This window comes from Klebsiella michiganensis (assembly GCF_015139575.1).
In the GTDB taxonomy this organism is placed as follows: domain Bacteria; phylum Pseudomonadota; class Gammaproteobacteria; order Enterobacterales; family Enterobacteriaceae; genus Klebsiella; species Klebsiella michiganensis.
Genome location: NZ_AP022547.1, coordinates 88,292 through 110,431 on the forward strand (window position 1 = coordinate 88,292; position 22,140 = coordinate 110,431).

18 protein-coding genes are annotated in these 22,140 nt (G+C 57.6%); 11 read left to right on the top strand and 7 right to left on the bottom strand.

Features of this window, described 5'->3' with window-relative positions:
• The first annotated feature begins 15 nt into the window (after positions 1-15).
• The 6 genes from JLG71_RS00445 (at position 16) to JLG71_RS00470 (ending at position 5,439) form a co-directional block, all read left to right on the top strand.
• Positions 16-1,107, top strand: a complete 1,092-nt coding sequence (locus JLG71_RS00445; RefSeq protein WP_014227271.1) for a PTS fructose transporter subunit IIC — start codon at positions 16-18, stop codon at positions 1,105-1,107.
• 11 nt (positions 1,108-1,118) lie between these two features.
• Positions 1,119-1,970 carry a class II fructose-bisphosphate aldolase gene (locus tag JLG71_RS00450; protein WP_032718822.1) on the top strand — a complete coding sequence of 284 codons (852 nt, stop codon included), beginning with the start codon at positions 1,119-1,121 and terminating at the stop codon, positions 1,968-1,970.
• Positions 1,971-2,050: 80 nt separating this feature from the next.
• Positions 2,051-2,911 carry a ketose-bisphosphate aldolase gene (locus tag JLG71_RS00455; RefSeq protein ID WP_064374909.1) on the top strand — a complete coding sequence of 287 codons (861 nt, stop codon included), beginning with the start codon at positions 2,051-2,053 and terminating at the stop codon, positions 2,909-2,911.
• 50 nt (positions 2,912-2,961) lie between these two features.
• On the top strand, positions 2,962-3,894 hold the full coding sequence (locus JLG71_RS00460; RefSeq protein WP_106510582.1) for an ROK family protein: 933 nt from the start codon (positions 2,962-2,964) through the stop codon (positions 3,892-3,894).
• Positions 3,875-4,549 carry a D-lyxose/D-mannose family sugar isomerase gene (locus JLG71_RS00465; protein ID WP_049084476.1) on the top strand — a complete coding sequence of 225 codons (675 nt, stop codon included), beginning with the start codon at positions 3,875-3,877 and terminating at the stop codon, positions 4,547-4,549. The genes JLG71_RS00460 and JLG71_RS00465 overlap by 20 nt, the downstream gene beginning before the upstream one ends.
• Positions 4,550-4,707: 158 nt before the next feature.
• Entirely contained in the window at positions 4,708-5,439 is a 732-nt protein-coding gene (locus JLG71_RS00470; protein WP_014227266.1) for a MurR/RpiR family transcriptional regulator, read from the top strand.
• Between the two features lie 149 nt (positions 5,440-5,588).
• On the opposite strand, the gene JLG71_RS00475 is transcribed toward JLG71_RS00470, so the two are convergent.
• The 5 genes from JLG71_RS00475 to JLG71_RS00495 all read right to left on the bottom strand — a co-directional run bounded on the left by JLG71_RS00475 (position 5,589) and on the right by JLG71_RS00495 (position 13,405).
• Complete coding sequence (locus JLG71_RS00475) at positions 5,589-6,569, bottom strand: IS110 family RNA-guided transposase (protein WP_032747738.1); 981 nt, start codon at positions 6,567-6,569, stop codon at positions 5,589-5,591.
• Positions 6,570-6,810: 241 nt separating this feature from the next.
• Entirely contained in the window at positions 6,811-8,190 is a 1,380-nt protein-coding gene (locus JLG71_RS00480) for a family 4 glycosyl hydrolase (protein WP_154919542.1), read from the bottom strand.
• A gap of 13 nt (positions 8,191-8,203) precedes the next feature.
• Positions 8,204-9,763, bottom strand: coding sequence for a PTS transporter subunit EIIC (locus tag JLG71_RS00485; RefSeq protein ID WP_032718820.1), 1,560 nt, complete (start codon positions 9,761-9,763; stop codon positions 8,204-8,206).
• 389 nt (positions 9,764-10,152) lie between these two features.
• Positions 10,153-11,868 carry an AsmA family protein gene (locus JLG71_RS00490; protein ID WP_200913932.1) on the bottom strand — a complete coding sequence of 572 codons (1,716 nt, stop codon included), beginning with the start codon at positions 11,866-11,868 and terminating at the stop codon, positions 10,153-10,155.
• Between the two features lie 145 nt (positions 11,869-12,013).
• Complete coding sequence (locus tag JLG71_RS00495) at positions 12,014-13,405, bottom strand: nucleobase:cation symporter-2 family protein (protein WP_049084478.1); 1,392 nt, start codon at positions 13,403-13,405, stop codon at positions 12,014-12,016.
• Positions 13,406-13,692: 287 nt separating this feature from the next.
• Here JLG71_RS00495 and gltS point away from each other — a divergent pair, with 287 nt between their 5' ends.
• Positions 13,693-14,895, top strand: a complete 1,203-nt coding sequence (gltS, locus tag JLG71_RS00500; RefSeq protein ID WP_014227262.1) for a sodium/glutamate symporter — start codon at positions 13,693-13,695, stop codon at positions 14,893-14,895.
• Between the two features lie 693 nt (positions 14,896-15,588).
• Here the strand turns inward: gltS and glpK are convergent.
• Entirely contained in the window at positions 15,589-17,100 is a 1,512-nt protein-coding gene (gene glpK, locus JLG71_RS00505; RefSeq protein WP_004126722.1) for a glycerol kinase GlpK, read from the bottom strand.
• Between the two features lie 21 nt (positions 17,101-17,121).
• Positions 17,122-17,973 (bottom strand): MIP/aquaporin family protein, encoded by an 852-nt coding sequence (locus JLG71_RS00510; protein WP_048262751.1) that lies wholly within the window; start codon positions 17,971-17,973, stop codon positions 17,122-17,124.
• A gap of 442 nt (positions 17,974-18,415) precedes the next feature.
• On the opposite strand from JLG71_RS00510, the gene zapB reads away from it, so the two are divergent.
• From zapB to JLG71_RS00530, 4 genes are all read left to right on the top strand, one after another.
• Positions 18,416-18,661 carry a septal ring assembly protein ZapB gene (zapB, locus tag JLG71_RS00515; RefSeq protein ID WP_009652751.1) on the top strand — a complete coding sequence of 82 codons (246 nt, stop codon included), beginning with the start codon at positions 18,416-18,418 and terminating at the stop codon, positions 18,659-18,661.
• Between the two features lie 151 nt (positions 18,662-18,812).
• Positions 18,813-19,802, top strand: a complete 990-nt coding sequence (locus JLG71_RS00520) for a sulfate ABC transporter substrate-binding protein (protein WP_004126718.1) — start codon at positions 18,813-18,815, stop codon at positions 19,800-19,802.
• 197 nt (positions 19,803-19,999) lie between these two features.
• Entirely contained in the window at positions 20,000-20,755 is a 756-nt protein-coding gene (locus tag JLG71_RS00525) for a CDP-diacylglycerol diphosphatase (RefSeq protein ID WP_009652756.1), read from the top strand.
• Positions 20,756-20,828: 73 nt separating this feature from the next.
• Positions 20,829-22,133, top strand: coding sequence for an SLC13 family permease (locus tag JLG71_RS00530; RefSeq protein WP_014227261.1), 1,305 nt, complete (start codon positions 20,829-20,831; stop codon positions 22,131-22,133).
• The last annotated feature ends 7 nt before the right edge of the window (positions 22,134-22,140 follow it).

The window sequence follows — 22,140 nt, forward strand, 5'->3', positions numbered from 1 at the left end:
CTGGAGGGATCTACCATGAGTGAGAATAAAATTCCCGTCTCACAGGAAATTAAGAAGCATTTATTAACCGGTATTTCATGGATGATACCGCTGATCGTCGCCGCCGGGATCTGTATCGCGCTGGGACAAGTCCTTGGCGGGACGAACGTTGGCGAGAAAACCGGCACCATTCCGTGGATGTTAAACCAAATCGGCGGCTGGGGAATGGGGCTGATTGTGCCCTTGATCTGCGCCGCTATCGCTTACTCCATTGCCGATCGTCCTGGATTTGCTCCGGGTTTGATCGTGGGTTTTGTCTGCGGGCAAATTCATACCGGTTTTATTGGCGGCATGCTGGGCGGCTTCCTCGTGGGCTACACGGTACTGGCGCTAAAACACTATATTCGGCTGCCGAAGTCGATGCAGGGGCTGATGCCGATTATGGTGCTGCCGGTATTAAGCACCATCATTAGCGGTTTGCTGATGATGACCCTGATCGGCAAGCCCATTGCCTGGCTGCAGGACGCGCTGATTCACATGCTGGAGTCGATGCAGGGCGGCTCGCGTTTCCTGCTGGGCGCCATCCTTGGCGCCATGGCGACCTTCGACTTCGGCGGTCCGGTGAATAAAACCATGTCGCTGTTTGCCGATGGTCTGCTGGTCAGCGGCGTTTACGGCCCGGAAGCGGTGAAGTTTGTGGGTTCGATAATCCCGCCGTTCGGTATCACCCTCTCGTTCCTGCTGACCCGCCATAAATATACCCGTGCTGAACGCGAAGCCCTGAAGGCCGCGTTCCCGATGGGGATCTGCATGATCACCGAAGGGGTGATCCCCATCGCCGCCCGCGATCTGCTGCGCGTCGTGGGATCCTGCGTGGTGGCGTCAGCGGTGGCCGGTGGCCTGATCATGACCTGGGGCGTGGAGAGTCCGGTGCCGCACGGTGGAATGTTTGTGGTGCCGCTCTTTACGCATCCCCTGCTGTTCTGCCTCTCTCTGGCGATTGGCACCGTGATTTGCGGTGTGATGCTCTCGCTGTGGAAAAAGCCGGTAACCGAGCGCGATGAAGAGTTTGATGAGCTGAACGACCAAAAGGTCAAAGACGACGAAATCACCTTTACCCTCGAATAAACGGAGGCCCTATGTTTGCCGATATGAAAAGTATGGTGATCAAAGCCTGGCGTGAACGGTATGCCCTGCTGGCGATTAACTGCATGAACCTGGAAAGCGCACGCGCGGCGGTGCGCGTGGCGGAAAAACATCGCGCGCCGATTATTCTCAACCTGTATCAGGGGCATCTGTCGCACTTTCCGGCGACGACGGCGGCGGCGGTAGTCAGGGTACTAGCGGAGGAAGCGAGCGTACCCGTGACGTTAAGTCTCGATCACGGCAAAGAGCCGATAAAAATACGTCAGGCTTTCCGCGCCGGATTTAGCGGGTTAATGATCGATGCTTCGGCGTTCGCGCTGGCGGAGAACATCCGCCAGACCCGAGAGGTCGCTGAACTGGCCGCCAGCGTTGGGCTGTGCGTGGAGGGCGAACTGGGGCACCTGGCGGATGCGCCGCGCTACGACCAGGCCAGCAATGCCGATTTAATGACCCAGCCGCAGGACGTCCCTCCCTTTATCGAACAGACCGGGATTGACCTGCTGGCGGTCTCCGTGGGAACCGCCCACGGTATGTACGCCCCCGGCGTAAAACCGATGCTCGATTTCGACCGCCTGGCGCAGATACAGCGCGCGTCATCCGTGCCGCTGGCGCTGCACGGCGGGAGCGGTACGCCGTTCGAGCAGCTGCAACGTTGCCCGGAATTCGGGGTCGCAAAAATCAACGTTGGGGCGGCGGTATTTGAAGCGGGGAAAGCGGCGCTGCTGCACACCCTGTGCCACGACAGCACCATTGAGCTGGCCGATGCGCTATCGGTGATGGAGCAGGCCAGCGCTGACGCCATCGTTCCCTATTTACACGCATCCGGCTCAATCAACAAAGCCTGATTAAATCTCAGTAAGGCCTTCCATGCCGGCGCCCGTATGCCCTGGCAGGGCTTACCACACCCTGAAACTGGAGAATAACGATGTTAGTTTCAATGCACGAATTACTTAAACCCACCCGTGAACATGGTTTTGCTATCGGCGCATTTAACGTGGCGGATAGCTGTTTTATTCGCGCCGTGGTGGAAGAGGCGGAAGCGACAAATACGCCGGCGATTATTTCCATTCACCCCAGCGAGCACGATTTTGTGGGCGACGCGTTTTTTAGCTACGTGCGGGATATCACCCAGCGCAGCCGCGTGCCTTTCACCCTGCATCTGGATCATGGCGCCTCGGTGGAACATGTTCTGCGCGCCATTCAGTGTGGCTTCACCTCGGTCATGATCGATGGTTCGCTGCTGCCTTATGAAGAAAACGTGGCCCTGACCCGCGAAGTGGTGCGGCTGGCGCATGCGGTGGGCGTGTCGGTCGAAGGTGAGCTGGGGACCATCGGCCAGACCGGAACCTCTGTGGAAGGCGGCGTGTCAGAAGTCACCTATACCGACCCGGCGCAGGCGGAAGATTTCGTCGCCCGTACCGGCGTGGATACGCTGGCGGTAGCGATTGGCACCGCGCACGGTATCTATCCGAAGGGGATGCAGCCGGAGCTGCAGATGCACATTCTGCGCGATATCGCCGGGCGTCTGTCGATTCCGCTGGTGCTGCACGGCGGCTCGGCTAATCCGGATGCGGAAATTGCGGAATCCGTTACGCTTGGCGTCGGCAAAATCAATATTTCCAGCGATATGAAATATGCCTATTTCCAGAAAGCGCGCGAAATTCTGACAAAAGAGACATGGTGGGATCCGAATGTCATTTATCCGGAACCGATTAACGCCGCGCGGAAGGTGATTCGCCACAAAATGAAGCTCTTTGGCTCTACCGGCAAGGCCAGCCTGTACTAATCCCCCGGCGGGGCGGGGAAACCTGCCTCGCTATGAATAAGGAGGCCGGTATGAAGTATTTGGGGCTGGATATCGGCGGGAGCAAAATCGCCGCCGTAGTGATGGATGAACAAGGCCATGAATGGAGGCGTTTTCGCATTGAAACGCGAAAACAGACCCGGCAGCAGTTTATCGCAACGCTGGTGGCGTTAATCACCGCGATTGGGGATGAGCTGGCTCAGCCTTTGGCTATCGGTATCGCCCTGCCGGGGAGTATCTCCCCGCAGACCGGCAAGATCCGCAATGCCAATATTCAGGTCATCAACGGCTGCCGCTTACAGGATGAGCTTGAGCAGCGCCTGGGCCAGCCGGTTGTGCTGGCGAACGATGGCAACTGTTTCGCCTTATCAGAAGCCTGTGATGGCGCAGGTGCCGATTATTCGCTGGTATTTGGCATGACGCTGGGGACCGGATGCGGGGGCGGTATTGCGCTTAATCGCCAGATTTTCCCCGGCGCGTCAGGGATTGCGGCGGAGTGCGGGCATATCACGCTGCCGGGATATCAGGAGGTCAACGATGGGCCGCCCGAGCGCTGCTACTGCGGAAAATATAACTGCGTCGAGTCCTTTATTTCCGGCACCGGGCTGAGCGCGCGCTATCGTTTGATGACCCGGCAGGCGCTCAGCAGTCAGGCTATTATCGCCCGGGCGCTGGAGGGCGAGCATGCCGCCTGCGAGCAGGTGCTGCGCTTTCGCCAGCAGCTGGCGCGGACGCTGGCGACGGTGGTGAATCTTATCGATCCCGGCGTGATTGTTCTCGGCGGCGGTCTGTCTAACGTAGCGCTGCTGGTGAACGACCTGGAGGCGGATGTCGCCCCGCTGGTGTTTACCGACCATTTCACCACCCCCATCGTGCCTGCCCGACATGGTGACAGTAGCGGCATGCGCGGCGCAGCCTGGCTGGCCGTCCGCAGCGGAGTCGAAAATGAAACGTTCACAGATTAACTACGCGATTGATAAAGCGCATGCTATCGCCGAGTCCTTTCGCATTTGCTTACCCGAGTTTGCCTGCTTTACCGCCGATATCTGGGCGAAAAAGCGGTTTGAAGAGTGGCGAGAAGTTCGGGATCTACAGCTTGGCTGGGATATTACCGATTTTGGCAGCGGCCGTTTTCAGGAAACCGGACTGACGCTGTTGACCCTGCGTAACGGCGCGCCGGGCGATTCGCGCTATCCCAAGCCCTACGCCGAGAAGATGTTGCAGATTCAGCAGGATCAGCAAACCCCCTGGCATTTTCATTATCACAAAATGGAAGATATTCTGAACCGCGGCGGCGGCCGGCTCTGTCTGCAGCTGGCATGGGCGACAGAAGATGAACGGCTGGATATGCAGCGCAGCGTGAGCGTCGCGGTTGATGGCCGCCAGCGCACGCTGAAACCGGGAGAAACCCTGGCTCTTAACCCCGGGCAGGGCGTTTGCCTGCCGCCCACGCTGTACCACCGTTTTTGGGCTGAAAACGCGCTGGTAATGGGCTGGGAAATTTCGATGGTGAACGATGATAAGCGCGACAATCGTTTTCTGGAAGATAGCGGTCGCTTCCCGATGATTCAGGAAGATGAACCGAAAAAATGGTTATTGTGCAGTGAGTACGGACGCTGAAAAGAGATAGACGTTGTCGAATCCACCACCCTCCTTACGGAGGGTTTTTTTATTCCATTTTGTCTAAAAAAGTAACGTTCATTTCATTCTGGTGATTGATGCCACAGACGCCAGCGCCGCCGGGTGATAGCGTAGTTTAGCGCTGAGAGGAGCCCGGTATGGATTTAGAAAACATCTTTCGTGACGTTAAGCTAAGCAAAACGGAAATGACCGTGCTGCGTTTTATTCAGAACGATCCTGAGCAATGCGTTCGCGAAGGGATCCGCGCCGTGGCGGAGCACTGTTATAGCAATCCCTCTTCGCTGGTACGCCTGGCGAAGAAGCTGAAATTCAGCGGCTGGCTGGAGCTGGTCTATTTTATTAAATTCAATATCACTATGCCCAAACTCGATGTGACCAACGACATCGATTATATGAGCATTCAGCCGGTGGAGCGGATAACGCCGTTGCTGGAAAGCCTGCAACATCACCGCATTTTGATTCACGGCAGCGGCTTTTCGCAGCTGATCGCCCAGTATATTTATAATAAATTTTTGGTGACCGGGGTGAATGCCAGCCTCGCGCTGTGGCCGGATTACGAAATCCTCGAGCAGAAGAACGCCGCCAAATTTGATTCGATCTGGATTATTTCCAAATCCGGACGCAGCAGTTCGGCGCTGAACTGGGTGAAGGCGCTGGAAGGGAAAGAGATTAACCTGGTCTGCTTTACCGGCGATTATCAAAGCCCGCTGGCGCAGGCGGCGGATACGGCGTTTATCATCCATGATCCGCAGAAGTTCGATGATGATATTTACTGGAGTAACCCCTTTTTTGGCTACTGCATACTCGGCTTTGAGCGGCTGCTGAAGATGTGGTTTATGCAGACGGGGATCCCCGGAGGCGGCGCCTGAGGGCCTGTCCGGGCTATCGGCTGCGATCCGGTAGATACTGTGAACGCCTGCAACCATTTTTAGTTGCCGATACTTTCTCCGGCTCCCGGATGACAGGCACACCAAAGACAGCACTCTCTGGTGCTGTCGTTTTTTCTCAGGGAACGTTGTTACGCTATCAACAGCTCATGCTGTGACGCATCGAACGCCTTTCCTGACTTCAGTACTCCATAAGCCACCTGCGCCAGCTTTCGCATCATCGCCCCTATGATGACTTTTGCCCGCTTTCCGCTCTCTTCCAGCCTTTTCCTGAACGCTTTTCCCCACGCCGTATGGTACAGCGCCGATAACGCTGGCATGTATAACGCCTTGCGCAGTTGAACCGGCCCCGCTTTGCTCATCCGGCTCGCCCGCATCACGCTGCTTCCCGACTCATGCTGCACCGGCGTCAGTCCTGCATACGCCGCGAACTGCCGCGCTGTACCGAACTTCAGCCTCAGGCCCGTATACGCCAGCAGAACAGCCGCTGTTTTCTCCCCGATGCCCGGGATACTGTTCAGCAGCTTCCGCCGTCGTTTCATATCCGGGTCGTTATCCGTCAGGTCTTTTATCTGTTTTTCGATACGTGCCAGCTCCGCGCTCAGACATCCCAGCAGGATATCAATGCTGGCCAGCTGAACCTCCGGCGCGGTTTCTCGCCGGTTTTTCTCCTGCGTCTGCATCTCTGTCAGCGCCTGATGCCTTAACACCAGGGCTTTCAGTGCCCGCTCTGTCGGATGAGGGGCCTCCCAGGCTGACGGGCGTTTTTCCCGGCAGAAGTGAGCCAGCATACGGGCGTCCACTTTGTCAGTTTTACTGCGCAACCCCTCACTCTGTGCGAAAGCTTTACTGAGGGCGGGGTTGATGATGGACACGGTATACCCGGCATCACTCAGATGCGCGGCCGCGTCTTCCATGTAGGTGCTGGTGGACTCCATGCAGACATGGGCACGGTTCACGTCATGGCCGCGAAGCCAGCGGACCAGCGCTTCGTGTCCGGAGAGGGTATTGTCAAATTTTTTACAACGATGCCGGCCATCAGGGCGAAGAATATCGACATCCAGTTTAGCTTTGGCGACATCAATACCGATGAAGTGGAGTTCGTTTTCCATAGTGAAACCAACCTTGCAAATACGGGTTACCGGTGAAAGCCGGTCCATGATACTGTCCGGTTTATCACATGAGAAAGAACGGCGGTCCGGTGCAAAGGATCTACGGAACAGGCGCGAAAGCCTAAGCCCGGACACGGCATCCGGACCGCCATCAGAGAGAACTGGCCGGTTCTTTCTGACGGAGTAATCATACAAGCCCGGATAAGGCGTTAGCCGCCATCCGGGGGATTTCACCGGGCGTTTATTGCCAGTCGGCGAACTGCTTATCGTCGAGATAGGCTTCAACCAGCGTTTTTGCCAGCGAATAAGAGCCTACCAGCGGATGCGCCATCAGCGCCCGTACCGCCAGCGATTTATCGCGCTGCAGAATGGCCGCCACCGCCAGCCGCTCATACTCTTTCACGCTGGCGATCATGTTTTTCTGCGCCGTCGGCACATGCTTCGGCGTCACCGGCTTCAGGCCCTCTTTGCTCAGGTCGCAGCTGATCTCAATCACATCGTCCGGGCGCAGGAAGTCCAGCGTGCCGTTGTTGGGCATCGATACCACGATGCGCTTGGTGGTGGTGCTGTTGACCGCCTCCAGAATATCCAGCGCCACGCCCGCGTAGCCGCCGGTATCCGGCTCCTCGATAAATTGCTTTAAGGTCAACGGCTCGCGGGTATGGAATTTTTCCTGCTGCGACTCGTTCTGCATATAGCTATTTTCCCGGCGCAGATAGTGCTTCATCCAGATGGTAAACGCCACTTCCGGGTTGGCTTTGACATCAACGGTCAGCAGCGCTTCGCGCATATCGTGATTGATGCGCGCAATCTGCTCGCCGCGGGTTTCCGGCGCGTTCTGAATCGCTTTCAAAGCCACTTCGCGATAGTAGTAGTAGTAAAGATATTCATTAAGCAGCTGCTTATCGCATAGCTGAACCAGCTCCGGCGAAAAGTACTGCATCGCCGTCTTGCGATACAGGTCCGGGCTGGCGATCAGGCGCTCGGTGACATCCTCGCCGCGCACGGTGAAATGGGTAAACCAGGAGAAGTGGTTCAGCCCGTAGCACTCGACGCCGAGATCGCGCTCGTCGCAGCCGAGGATCTCGGGCAGCTCGCGAATCAGCTCCGACGGGGCATCGCAGATGCCGTACACCCGACGCTTAAAGCCGGATTTGATAATCGCCTCGGTGACCAGCCCTGACGGGTTGGTGAAGTTAAACAGAATGGCATCTTCGGCGGCGTGCTCTTCAATCAGGCGGCAGTAGTGAAGAATCGCCGGAATGGAACGCATCGCCATGGCGAAACCGCCCGCGCCGGTGGTCTCCTGGCCCAGCGTGTTGTGCGCCAGGGCGATACGCTCGTCGCGGATCCGGCTCTCATCGCCGCCCACCCGCAGAGTGGTTATCACATAGTGGCTATTTTTTAGCGCCGGCACCGGGTCGCTGGTTACGCTGAAATGAATATCCGGGCGAATGGCATTAAACACATAGCGGGCGATCTCGCCGAATATTGTCAGATTCTCCGCGGAGCTGTCGAGAAAGACCACTTCCGTTAAACCAATGCGATGCGCGTTATATGCCAGAGATTTCGCCAGAAACGCAGAGCGAACGCCGCCCCCGCCTAATACGGTTAATTTCATAAATCACTCCCAATTAATTTTCTGCTAGCCAGCTATCAACCCGGGAACGAACCTGTCCCACTTTGACGCCGTAAATAACCTGAACTTCATTTCGATTTCGTACTACGCCGTTTGCGCCGGTGCTTTTTAATATCGCATCGTCAACCAGATCCATATTATGAATAGCGACGCGCAGGCGGGTAAAACAGTTGTCGACGGAAATAATGTTCTCTTTACCACCCAGACCATTAATAATCTCGTTGGTCACCGACTGCGGTTCGCCCATTTTTTTTCGGTAATCAGCTTTGCTATATAACTTCACGTTTTCATCGTCTTCGCGACCCGGGGTTTTAAGATTCAACTTAACGACCAGCGTGCGGAAGATAACGTAGTAGACGGCGAACTGACCAATCCCGATAAGCACGTAGCCGGGCCAGCGGGTCAGGGAGACCGGCAGCGGCAGGTTGTAAATCAGGAACTCAATCAGCCCGGAAGCGCCCCAGGGACGCACGGTAAAGATGTCGCAAATCGCCTGCGAGGCCGCGGTTAACGTGGCGTGGATCACCCACAGCAGCGGCGAAACAAACAGGAAGGTAAACTCAATCGGCTCGGTGATGCCGGTGAGCATAGAGGTGATAATGGCCGGCAGCAGAATCGCTTTGGCCATCATTTTTTTCTCCGGTTTTGCCGTGTGGTAGAACGCCAGCGAGGCGCCGGCCAGGCCGAAGATAGTGGTCATCCCCTGCTGCGAGAAACGCAGCGCCTCGTTCATCACCGGGGTTAAATCCGGGTGGCGCATATAGGCGAGGAAAATCGCCTGGGTGCCGGAGACGACCTGGCCGTCGACGTTCAGCGTACCGCCGATTTGCGTGAGCTGGAACGGCGACCAGACGAAGTGGTGCAGGCCGGTGGGGATGAGGAATTTTTCAAAGAAGCCGTAGACGAAGACCCCCGCCACGCCGGCGTTTTTCATAAAGCCGGTCAGCGCCGCGATGCCGTGGGTCATAAACGGCCAGATCCAGGTAAAGGCGATGGCGTAGAAAATGACGACCGGGGTCATCGCCACCAGCGTCAGCTTGGCTCCGCCGTACATGGAGAGCGCGCCGGGCAGTTCAATCGTCGACACTTTGTTATGCACCCAGGCGATGGTGCAGCCGAGAATAATCCCGAGGAAGACCCCCATATCGACTACCACAAACCCCAGCAGCTGAGTCTGCCCGGTACCGTAATATTCGCCGTTAATTTTTTCCGCGAGTCCGTGGGTATGCTCCAGCCACGAGTGGTTGGCGCCAAGAAACATGATAAAACACATCACCGACACCAGCGCCACTTCGGTTTTTTTATCTTTTGCCAGGCCATAGCTGATGCCGACGCAAAAAAGTAATCCCAGATTGCCGAATAAAGGCCAGAAGGTATCGCCGAGCAGCTGGCCGAGCTGGTGTAAAAAGCTGGTCTCCGAAATTAATGTTGGGTTGGTTAAGACTGAACTGAGTGCCAAAATTAAGCCGATGACCGGCAAGAACAATACTGCACCGATCATTGCTCTGGAGAATTTTTGCATATTCTCCAGAATACGTTGACGTATTACAGACATGGTCGTTCCTTTATTTTTGTATACCCGTCATACTTCAAGTTGCTTATGTGTTAGCTACGGATTACTCGGCCCATCCAAGGGCCTCGCCCTCACGGGCCGTCGCAAGCGACGTTCAAATCTGCTCCCGGCAGATTTGTCGCTCACCCCAGTCACATAGTTATCTATGCTCCTGAGGACTCACTCCCTTGCCGCCTTTAAGCAACTCGAATTATTTTGGGTATAGGTTCAGGGACTTTAATTATTTTTTTAACTTCCAGTATTTTTGTTATAGCAAGTCCGCTATTTGAAAGGAACAGGTTGCGGGAAATAGGTACAAACAGCCGCTTAATGGCAACAGGTTTCGCGAAGGGAACAGGCCCCTCTCCCGTGGGGGAGAGGGAGGGGGAAAGTCAGGGAGTCGTTGTCGCCGGCGCTGAAGGGGGCTGGGTGCTGGTGACCTCCCCGTTGCGCATCACCTGCGCCACCTGCTGTTTCTCCATATTTATCGCGCTCAGCTGGCCGTTGACGGTCGGCTTCAGCGGCGCATCCGCCAGCACGCTGCCGGTCGCCGTCAGCTGAAGGTTACCGTCGCCGGAGACCGGCAGCGCGGGCCATCCCCATGCCTGCAAAATATTCAGCGGCACGCCGCGACCGTTCAGGCTCAGGTTGACCAGGCGCTGCGGGAGCTGCGACACCGCCGCGGTGGCTTGCAGGATCCCTCGCTCGGTAAAGGCGCTGAGCTCGTTAACGTTCACCGTGGAGGCATTGGCGCTCAGCTTCAGCGACGGGCGGCGGACATCAATACGATTAAAGGTCGCGGCGGCGGCGTTCAGCGTCGCGCTACCGCTCCACACGCCCCAGCTGCGGTTTTTCACCAGCTGCAGCTCGCCGCCGTAGCCGTCGAGCGCGGTGATTTGCCACGGGAACGCCGGTTCAATATCGATAATCAGGTTGCGGCTGGCGCTGAACTTTCTCAGCGTCAGGCTTTGCAGCCAGTCGGGCAGCGGCGCCATCCACAGCTGCTTCCAGTTGGTTGGCAGCGTATATTCCAGCCCGGCGAACGCCGCGTCATCCAGCACCAGCGCATGGCCGGCGCGCAGCCAGTTGCCGGACGTGCGCACCATCCCGCCCTCCCAGCGTGAGGTGAACTGGCGCAGCGCGATGCCCTGCGGCGAGAACCCGGCGTTAAGGATCGGGTCGAGGAAATGCAGCGAGCCGTAAATGAACTCGTTTGCGTTCATCGACAGCGTACCCTCCTGGCTTTGCCAGTCGCCGCGGCTCAGGGTGAGGTTGCGCAGGTTAAGATCGAGGCCGGCGATCGCCCAGTCAGGCCCCTGCAGGCTGGCGTCGGTTACATCAAGGCGGCCAATCTGTAGTGACGGCAGGGTGGTCAGCGGCGCGAAAAAGTCGGCGAGTGATTTATCGCTTTGCAGGCGAATCTCGTTGAGCCGCAAATTATCGACCTGCCAGCCGCCGTCGGCGCTGCGTTTCGCCGTGCCGGTGAGCGTACCGCGGGCGACGTCCGCGCCAATGGTCGAGAGGGACACTTCGCCGTTATCAATATTCCCCTGAATCAGCACGTTGCTGGCTTCAATACCGTTGAGCGTCATCGACCCGGCGTTCATCTGAATCTGCGTTTTCTTGCCGAGCACGTTGCCCGCTTCCGGCGCCCACGGGCTGACGCCGCCGGTGACGCGCTGCGCGCTCAGATCCCAGTCGCTCTCCGGGCTATTGAACGCCATATTGCGCAACTGGAGACGGTCGGCGGCGAATGGCAGCGCCGCGGAAGAAGGGGAGAAGTTCAGCGTACCGTCGCTGAGGACGATTTCGTCTGCATGCAGCGGGTCGCTAAACTGGCGGCTGCTAAACCCGATATCCACCGTTTGCGCCACCAGCGTGGCGGGTTTGCCGTCGCGTCCGAGGGTAACGTTTTGCAGCTGCAGGTGCAGTGGCGAGGAGAAATTATGGTCCATCTTGTTGAAAGAGACCTTCCAGCCGGTACCGTCGCTTAGCCAGGCGCTGGCCTGGCGCCCGCCCCACTGGGTTTGCAGCAGGAAGTAAGCGGCAATAATCACCACCAGCAGGGCAATCAGCAGCCAGAGAATCAGCTTTCTGAGAAATTTCATGGTCTTCGATCCTGAGCGAGGCACATAAGGCTGTTATGCCCGAATTATGCGCAATCCTCAAGACAGGAATTGTGTAATGAGATGATGTGAGGTTGATGATGCTGACGCTCCGGCCAGCATCGCGTGGCCGGAGCGTCAGAAAGGATCAGTTTTTCTCTGGCGGGAAAATCAGATTCAGAATAATCGCCGTGATGCCGCCAGCAGCGATACCGGAGGAGAGCAGATTCTTCAGCCAGTCAGGGGCGAATTGCAGGATCAGCGGCTGCTGGGAAACGCCGAGGCCGACGGCCAGCGACAGGGCGATAATCAGGATCGCGCGGCGGTTCAGCGGCTCGCGGGAGACGATACGCACGCCGGAGGCGGCAATGGTGCCGAACATCACCAGCGTCGCGCCGCCGAGCACCGGCTCAGGAATATGCTGCACGAAGCCGCTTACCGCCGGGAACAGGCCGAGCACGATCAGCATCAGTGCGACCACGAAACCGACATAGCGGCTGGCGACGCCGGTCAGCTGTATCACGCCGTTGTTCTGGCCAAAGCAGGAGTTCGGGAAGGTGTTGAATACCGCCGAAACAAACGAGTTCAGACCGTTGGCCAGCACGCCGCCCTTCAGACGCTTCATATATAGCGGGCCGGAAACCGGCTGCTCGGAGACGTCAGAGGTGGCGGTAATATCGCCGATGGTTTCCAGCGAGGTAATCATAAACACCAGCATCAGCGGCAGCAGCAGGTTCCAGTCGATGCCCAGCCCGTAGTACAGCGGCGTGGGTACCATAATCAGGCTGCTTTCCGTCGGCGCGGCATTGGCCGGCAGCATATCGAGCAGCCATGCCGCCAGGTAGCCGGCCGCCATCGCGATAACCAGCGAAGCGATGCGCAGGTACGGGTTGCGCTGGCGGTTAAGGATAATAATCAGCGCCAGCACGATCCCTGCCAGCAGCAGGTTTTTTGGCGCGCCGAAGGTGTGGTCGGCCATGGCGGCATAGCCGCCGCCGATGGAGGTCAGGCCAACCTGAATCAGCGACAGGCCGATAATCATCACCACCACGCCGGAGACCAGCGGGGTAATAATGCGGCGGGCGAGATGCAGAACGCGGGAGAGAACCATCTCTGTGCAGCTGGCCAGCATCAGGGTGCCGAACAGCGCGGCCATCATGGTCGGAACATCGGCGCCGCCGGTTTTCAAGGCGGTCCCGCCCATAATCAGCGGCGCGACGAAGTTAAAACTGGTGCCCTGAATCGAGAGCAGACCAGACCCCACCGGGCCCCAGGCTTTAATTTGAATGATGGAGGCCACGCCGGAGGCGAACAGGGACATGCTGATGATGTGTTGCGTATCCTGAGCCGGAAGGCCCAGAGCCTGGCAAATTAACAGCGCCGGAGTGATGACCGCGACAAACATCGCCAGCAGGTGCTGGAATGCGGCGAACAGGGTTTGCGGTAGCGGCGGGCGGTCTTCAAGGCGGTAGATTAATTCGCTGGTTTGCTTATGCGCAACCGGTTGCGCATTTTCTGATTCTGCGGTGTTAACGGACATCACAACAATCCCAAAGGTGGCAAAGCGGGGATTTTATCGGACTGTAGACCAAAAGCAAACGTTTGCCACTCTTAAGCGGCAAATATTTAAGCAGGGAATAAGTGTCAAATATTTATTAACATTTTGTATGCTTGATCGCATCATTATCCCTACAAAATATCTTTTCCTGTCCTTTTTTCCGTACTTCTGCTTAAAATCCCTTCCCGATTACTCATGATGAGAAGCAATCGACACCGGGAATACCGTCGCGTGTGAATGGATCATGCGCCTATAAGGAGCTCTTTTTTATGTTTCATCTCGATACCTTATCGACGCTCGTTGCCGCAACACTCGTGTTGCTACTGGGTAGAAAACTCGTTCAAACCGTCCCTTTCCTGAAGAAATACACCATTCCTGAACCCGTTGCGGGCGGCCTGCTGGTCGCGCTGGCGCTGCTGGTATTAAAGAAAAGCATGGATATCGAAATCGATTTCGATATGAGCCTCAAAGATCCGCTGATGCTGGCTTTCTTTGCCACTATCGGCCTCAACGCCAACCTCGCCAGCCTGCGCTCCGGCGGCAAAGTGCTGGGGACGTTCCTGATCGTGGTGGTGGGGCTGCTGCTGCTGCAAAACGCGCTCGGAATCGGCATGGCGAAGCTGCTTGGCCTCGACCCGCTGATGGGGCTGCTGGCCGGTTCGATTACCCTTTCCGGCGGCCACGGTACCGGCGCGGCGTGGAGTAAATTGTTTGTTGAACGCTATGGCTTTGCCAACGCTACCGAAGTGGCCATGGCTTGCGCAACCTTCGGCCTCGTCCTGGGCGGCCTGATCGGCGGACCGGTGGCGCGCTATCTGGTTAAGCACTCTTCCTCCCCGGACGGTACGCCGGACGATCAGCTCGCGCCGACCGCGTTTGAAAAGCCGGATATGGGGCGCATGATCACGTCGCTGGTGCTGATTGAGAGCATCGCGCTGATCGCCATCTGTTTGACGGTAGGGAAGATCGTTGCGCAACTGCTGGCGGGAACCGTATTTGAACTGCCCACCTTCGTTTGCGTGCTGTTTATCGGCGTGATCCTGAGCAATAGCCTGTCGGCGCTGGGCCTGTACCGCGTGTTCGACCGCGCGGTGTCGGTGCTGGGTAACGTCAGTCTGTCGCTGTTCCTGGCGATGGCCCTGATGAGCCTGAAGCTGTGGGAGCTGGCGTCGCTGGCGCTGCCGATGATTATTATTCTGGCGGTTCAGGCAGTGGCTATGGCGCTGTATGCGGTGTTTGTGACCTACCGGATGATGGGCAAAAACTACGATGCCGCGGTGCTGGCCGCCGGCCACTGTGGTTTCGGCCTCGGCGCGACGCCGACGGCGATTGCCAACATGCAGGCGATTACCGACCGTTTCGGTCCGTCGCACATGGCGTTTCTGGTGGTGCCGATGGTGGGTGCGTTCTTTATCGATATCGTTAACGCGCTGGTGATTAAGCTCTATCTGCTGCTGCCGGTATTTGGCTGATAAAAACCCGGAGGCGGTGCGCTACAGGGTTGTGCGGTCTGCGGGCGGTAGCCCGGGTAAGGCGTTTACGCCGCAACCCGGGGATACCCCGGGATTTATATATCGACGCGGTTTCTCCCCGGCTCGCGCTGCGCTTAGCCGGGCTACGGGGGTGTGCGGTCTGCGGGCTGTAGCCCGGGTAAGGCGTTTACGCCGCAACCCGGGGATACCCCGGGATTTATACATCGACGCGGTTTCCCCCCGGCTCGCGCTGCGCTTAGCCGGGCTACGGGGTTGTGCGGTCTGCGGGCGGTAGCCCGGGTAAGGCGTTTACGCCGCAACCCGGGGATACCCCGGGATTTATACATCGACGGGGTTTCCCCCCGGCTCGCGCCGCGCTTAGCAGGGCTACGGGGTTGTGCGGTCTGCGGGCGGTAGCCCGGGTAAGGCGTTTACGCCGCAACCCGGGGATACCCCGGGATTTATACATCGACGCGGTTTCCCCCCGGCTCGCGCCGCGCTTAGCCGGGCTACGGGTGCGGGCTGTAGCCCGGGTAAGGCGTTTACGCCGCAACCCGGGGATACTCCGGGATTTATTACATCGACGCGGTTTCCCCCCGGCTCGCGCTGCGCTTAGCCGGGCTACGGGGTTGTGCGGTCTGCGGGCGGTAGCCCGGCTAAGGCGTTTACGCCGCCAGCCGGGAATACCCCATCTTACGCTTCGTCGTGCTCTTCCCACGCCAGCGCGCGTTTTACCGCTTTCTTCCAGCCGCTGTAGCGATAGTTACGCTCGGTGGTTTCAATCCCCGGACGGAACTCGCGTTCGATGACCGCTTTCTCCTGCAGTTCATCCAGGTTTTGCCAGAAACCGACCGCCAGACCGGCCAGATAGGCTGCACCCAGCGCGGTGACTTCGCGGACTTCCGGGCGTTCCACGCGGGTGCCGAGAATATCGGACTGGAACTGCATCAGGAAGTTGTTGGCGACCGCGCCGCCGTCAACGCGCAGGGCGTGCAGACGGATCCCGGAGTCAGCCTGCATCGCTTCCAGCACGTCGCGGGTCTGATAGGCAATCGACTCCAGGGTGGCGCGAATAATATGGTTGGAGTTCACGCCGCGGGTCAGGCCGAAGATCGCGCCGCGGGCATACGGGTCCCAGTACGGGGCGCCGAGGCCGGTAAACGCCGGAACGACGTACACGCCGTTGGTATCCTTCACTTTGGTGGCGAAATATTCGGAATCGAACGCGTCGCTAATCAGCTTCATCTCATCGCGCAGCCACTGAATAGAGGCGCCAGCCATAAACACCGCGCCTTCCAGCGCATAGTTCACCTCACCGCGCGGGCCGCAGGCGATAGTCGTCAGCAGGCCGTGCGTTGACGTCACCGCTTTCTCGCCGGTATTCATCAGCATAAAGCAGCCGGTACCGTAGGTGTTTTTCGCCATCCCCTCTTTCACGCACAGCTGGCCGAACAGCGCAGCCTGCTGGTCGCCGGCGATACCGGCGATCGGAATACGCGTCCCGCCTTTACCGCCGATGTTGGTCTGGCCGTACACTTCGGACGACTTGCGCACTTCCGGCAGCATGGCGCGCGGGATATCCAGCGCATCGAGCATTTTGTCGTCCCAGTCCAACTCGTGGATATTAAACAGCATGGTACGCGAGGCGTTAGTGTAGTCGGTTACGTGAACGCGTCCCTGGGTCATTTTCCAGATAAGCCAGGTGTCTACGGTACCGAACAGCAGCTCGCCGCGTTTAGCGCGTTCGCGCGCGCCTTCGACGTGGTCGAGGATCCACTTCACTTTGGTGCCGGAGAAGTAGGGGTCAACCACCAGGCCGGTGGCCTTGCGGATGTACTCTTCCATGCCGTCGCGCTTGAGCTGTTCGCAGATCTCGGCGGTACGGCGGCACTGCCAGACGATGGCGTTATAAATCGGCTTCCCGGTTTCGCGCTCCCACACGATGGCGGTTTCACGCTGGTTGGTGATGCCGATCGCCGCGATTTCATCGGAGCTGATATCGGCTTTTGCCAGCACTTCGACCAGCGTAGAGCTTTGCGATGCCCAGATCTCCATCGGGTCGTGTTCAACCCAGCCTGGACGCGGATAAATTTGTTCGAATTCTCGCTGAGAAACGCTGACGATATTGGCATCGTGATCCATTACCACGGCGCGGGAGCTGGTGGTGCCCTGGTCGAGCGCTACGATATATTTTTTGTCGGTCATAGTATGAGTCCCGTAGTCAGATTACAGCGAAGCTTTGTGTTGCGTCGTAGAGTGGGATGCAGCTTCTTTCTCTTCGACGACGCAGGTGTCGCAAGGCAGGTGGCGGCCAATCAGCTTGCGGTAGCAGAATGCGCCCAGCGCAGCACCGACGATTGGCGCACACAGCGGCACCAGGAAATAAGGAATATCTTTGCCGCCGGTGAAGGCGACGTTGCCCCAGCCTGCCAGCCAGGCGAAGGCTTTCGGTCCGATATCACGCGCCGGGTTCATGGCGAAGCCGGTCAGCGGGCCCATGGATGCGCCGATGACGGCGATCAGCAGACCAATCAGCAGCGGCGCCAGCGGGCCACGCGGCACGCCGTTACCATCGTCGGTCAGCGCCAGAATGACGCCCATCAGGATAGCGGTAATCACCATTTCTACCGCGAAGGCCTGCACAAAATTGATATGCGGATTCGGATAGGTGGAGAAAATGCCTGCCAGCTCGAGACTTTCGACGCTACCGCGCACCATATTGTGGGTATGTTCGAAATCGAAGAAAAGATTGTAATAAAGCCCGTAAACTAAAGCCGCAGCGCAAAAGGCGCCAGCGAATTGCGCAACGATAAATGGAACAACTTTACGACCGTCAAAGCAGGCGAACAGCCACAGCGCGATGGTGACCGCCGGGTTAAGGTGCGCACCGGAAACCCCTGCGGTCAGGTAAATCGCCATGGCGACGCCCAGACCCCAGATGATGCTGATTTCCCACTGACCGAAGCTGGCTCCCGCGACCTTAAGCGCAGCGACGCACCCAACGCCGAAAAAGATCAACAACCCGGTACCGAGGAACTCTGCGATGCACTGGCCTTTTAGTGTTGATGTTTGGCTCATAATCGAATCCTGAAGCGTAGTGATGATTATTGTATGTGTGAAGGTCGCAGGCGACCACGCTGCCATGTAGGCATAGTGTTAATTTATCGTTAACGAACAAAAACGAGAAATATCGAAATTCAAATGTGTGTACCACGTCAAGAAAATGAGCGTTTTCGCGCCATAAACGCGTGTTCGGCCTTTTGCGGGAGCGTTTCACCGCACATTTTTTTACGTGTTGATTAACAATTACGAAAAAGTACCGGGTAAAAGCGGCGAACGGACCAGGTAAAGGCTGAAAAGTGTTGCAAACCGCAATCTACGCGGGTTGTCGCTGGACAGGGGAGGCGGGGCTTCATACAATCGACTACATCACCACTGTAGTGCGCTAATTTTCGTTAAGGCGTCAACGCGTATACGAAACGGACGGTTTCTATCAACGCCTTGCAAGTTCAGGAGAGGTATGACGATGTCATTAGAAGTGTTTGAGAAATTAGAATCTAAAGTTCAGCAGGCGATTGATACCATCACTCTGTTACAGATGGAAATCGAAGAGCTGAAAGAGAAGAACAACACGCTGGCGCAGGAAGTACAGAGCGCGCAGCACAGCCGTGAAGAGCTTGAGCGTGAAAACGGTCAGCTGAAAGAACAGCAGCAGGGCTGGCAGGATCGTCTGCAGGCGCTGCTGGGCCGCATGGAAGAAGTCTGATGCTTCCCGCCCCCTCCCGTTCGGGAGGGGGCAAACTCTCCCCCGCTCTATATACTCACAAGTTATAGCCAATCTTTTTTTATTCTTTAATCATCAGTCCGCTTTCTGGCACGCTTAATCCATCACAACACTACATAAAGAGAGCGGTGCGATGAATAAGTGGGGCGTGGGGTTAACTCTGTTGCTGGCATCCGCCAGCGTTCTGGCAAAAGACATTCAACTATTAAACGTTTCTTACGATCCAACGCGCGAGCTGTACGAACAGTACAACAAAGCCTTTAGCGCGCACTGGAAACAAGAAACCGGCGACAACGTGGTGATTCGTCAGTCCCACGGCGGCTCCGGCAAACAGGCGACCTCGGTGATCAACGGCATTGAAGCCGACGTGGTGACCCTTGCGCTGGCCTATGACGTCGATGCGATTGCCGAGCGTGGCCGAATCGACAAAAACTGGCTGAAGCGTCTGCCGGATAACTCCGCGCCGTATACCTCAACCATCGTGTTCCTCGTACGCAAAGGCAACCCGAAGCAGATTCACGACTGGAACGACCTGATTAAACCGGGCGTGTCGGTGATTACCCCGAACCCGAAAAGCTCCGGCGGCGCGCGCTGGAACTATCTGGCGGCATGGGGCTATGCCCTGCACCAGAACAATGGCGATCAGGCGAAGGCGCAAGAGTTCGTAAAAGCGCTGTTTAAGAACGTCGAAGTACTGGATTCCGGCGCCCGTGGCGCGACCAACACCTTCGTGGAACGTGGGATCGGCGATGTGCTGATTGCCTGGGAAAACGAAGCCCTGCTGGCGACCAACGAACTGGGTAAAGACAAATTTGAGATCGTGACCCCGAGCGAATCGATTCTCGCCGAGCCGACGGTTTCCGTGGTGGATAAAGTGGTCGACAAGAAGGGCACTCGCCAGGTGGCGGAAGCGTATCTGAAGTACCTCTACTCGCCGGAAGGCCAGGAGATTGCGGCGAAGAACTTCTATCGTCCGCGCGATCCTGAGATAGCGAAAAAATACGCGAATGAGTTCCCGAAACTGAAGCTGTTCACCATCGATGACGTGTTTGGCGGCTGGACGAAAGCGCAGAAAGAGCACTTTTCCAACGGCGGCACCTTCGACCAGATCAACCAGCGTTAAATAGCCTCCCCTTATCCCCGCTTGCGCTGCGCTTAGCGGGGATACAACTCTTGTCGCCCGGACAGGCGTAAGCCGCGACCCGGGGCTGAGAAGTCTGGTAGCGCCGCCTCCGGGAAAACACACCGAACCTCTTCCTGTTTTCATTTGGTCATCAAACTGCGTTACTCTTCCGTTTCTGGCTGAGACAGGAAAAAATAATGCGAAGAGTACGATACCTTTTATTAGCGCTGCTGGTGGTCGTTGTGGCGGCGATGGCCGGCGGCTACTACTGGCTTCATTCCGGCAACCCTGATGCGTTGCGCAAAATTGTTCTGCAACAGTGCGTCCCCAATCAACAGCAGCACCAGAATCCCGCGCCCTGTGCGGAAGTGAACCTCAAGGGCGGCTATGTGCTGTTTAAAGACCGCAATGGCCCGCTGCAGTATCTGCTGATGCCGACTTACCGTATTAACGGCACCGAAAGTCCGCTGCTGCTTAATCCCCTGACGCCGAACTTCTTCTGGCAGGCCTGGCAGGGGCGCGAAATCATGAGCCAGCATCGTGGTTCCGCCGTATCGGATGACGCGGTCTCCTTGACCATCAACTCGCGCAGCGGACGCACGCAAAATCATTTCCATATCCATATCTCCTGCCTGCGTCCCGATGTCCGTACCCAGCTGGACAAGGACGCGCCCGCAATCAGCAGCCGCTGGTTGCCGCTGCCCGGTGGACTACTGGGCCACGAATATCTGGCGCGTCGGGTCACTGAAACGGAGCTGGCGCAGCGCAGCCCGTTCCTGATGCTGGCCGAAGAGGTGCCGGAAGCGCGTGAACATATGGGCCGTTTTGCGCTGGCGATGGCAAAGCAGAGCGATGGCTCACTGGTGCTGCTGGCGACCGAGCGTAACCTGCTAACGCTTAATCGCGCATCGGCGGAAGAGATTCAGGATCACAGCTGCGCAATCCTGCAATAACCCCACCATATCTGGCGTTTACCTGTCTTATCGTCCGTCGTATTCTTGCTGAAAAAATCGACAGGAGACAGGTATGTCGCTCTGGTTGTCCCACCCTCTGTTCCTTCCTTCTATCATCGTCGGCATCACTATTCTCCTCTGGGCGACTTCGCTACTGCCGGAGTTTATGACCGCGCTGCTGTTTTTTGCCGCAGCGATGATCGCCAAAATCGCGCCGCCGGAGGTGATTTTTGGCGGCTTTGCTTCCTCGGCCTTCTGGCTGGTGTTCAGCGGCTTTGTGCTGGGGATCGCCATACGCAAAACCGGGCTGGCGGACAGGGCGGCCCGGTCGCTCTCGTCGCGGCTGACCGACTCCTGGCCGCTGATGGTCGGCAGCGTGGTGCTGCTCAGCTATGCGCTGGCGTTTGTGATGCCGTCCAATATGGGGCGTATCGCGCTGCTGATGCCGATTGTGGCGGCAATGGCCAGGCGTGCCGGCATTGAAGAGGGGACGCGCCCGTGGTTTGGCCTGGCACTGGCAGTGGGGTTCGGGACCTTCCAGCTGTCTGCCACCATCCTGCCCGCCAACGTCCCGAATCTGGTGATGAGCGGCGCGGCGGAGGGATCGTATGGTATCCATTTGAATTATCTTCCCTATTTACTGCTGCATACGCCTGTGCTCGGCTGGCTCAAAGGGGCTGTGCTGATCGCCCTGATATGCTGGCTGTTTCCCGGAAAACCGCACCCGCCGCGCGACATGACGCCGCTGCCGCCGATGAGCCGCGATGAGAAGCGCCTGGCGTGGCTGCTGGTGGTAGTGCTGACGCTCTGGGTGACGGAGAGCTGGCACGGCGTGGGGCCGGCCTGGACGGGGCTGGCGGCGGCGGTGATAACGCTGCTGCCGCGGGTCGGTTTTATCAGCGGCGAGGAGTTTTCCAGCGGCGTGAATATCCGCACCTGTATTTACGTCGCCGGGATTTTGGGGCTGGCTATCACCGTGACGCAAACCGGTATCGGCGGCGTGGTGGGGAATGCCCTGCTGCAGATTATGCCGCTGGATAAAGAGAGCCCGTTCACCAGCTTTCTCGCATTGACCGGCATTACCAGCGCGCTGAACTTTATCATGACCGCTAACGGCGTACCGGCGCTGTATACCACCTTCGCGCAGAGCTTCTCCGATGCGACCGGCTTCCCGCTGCTGAGCGTGATTATGATTCAGGTGCTGGGATACTCCACGCCGCTGCTGCCGTATCAGGCATCACCGATTGTGGTGGCGATGGGGCTAGGGAAAGTGCCTGCGCGGGCGGGAATGCTGCTGTGTATCGCGCTGGCGGCGGTAAGCTATTTGATTCTGCTGCCGCTGGACTACCTGTGGTATCAGGCGTTGGGGAAACTGTAGGCTGCAC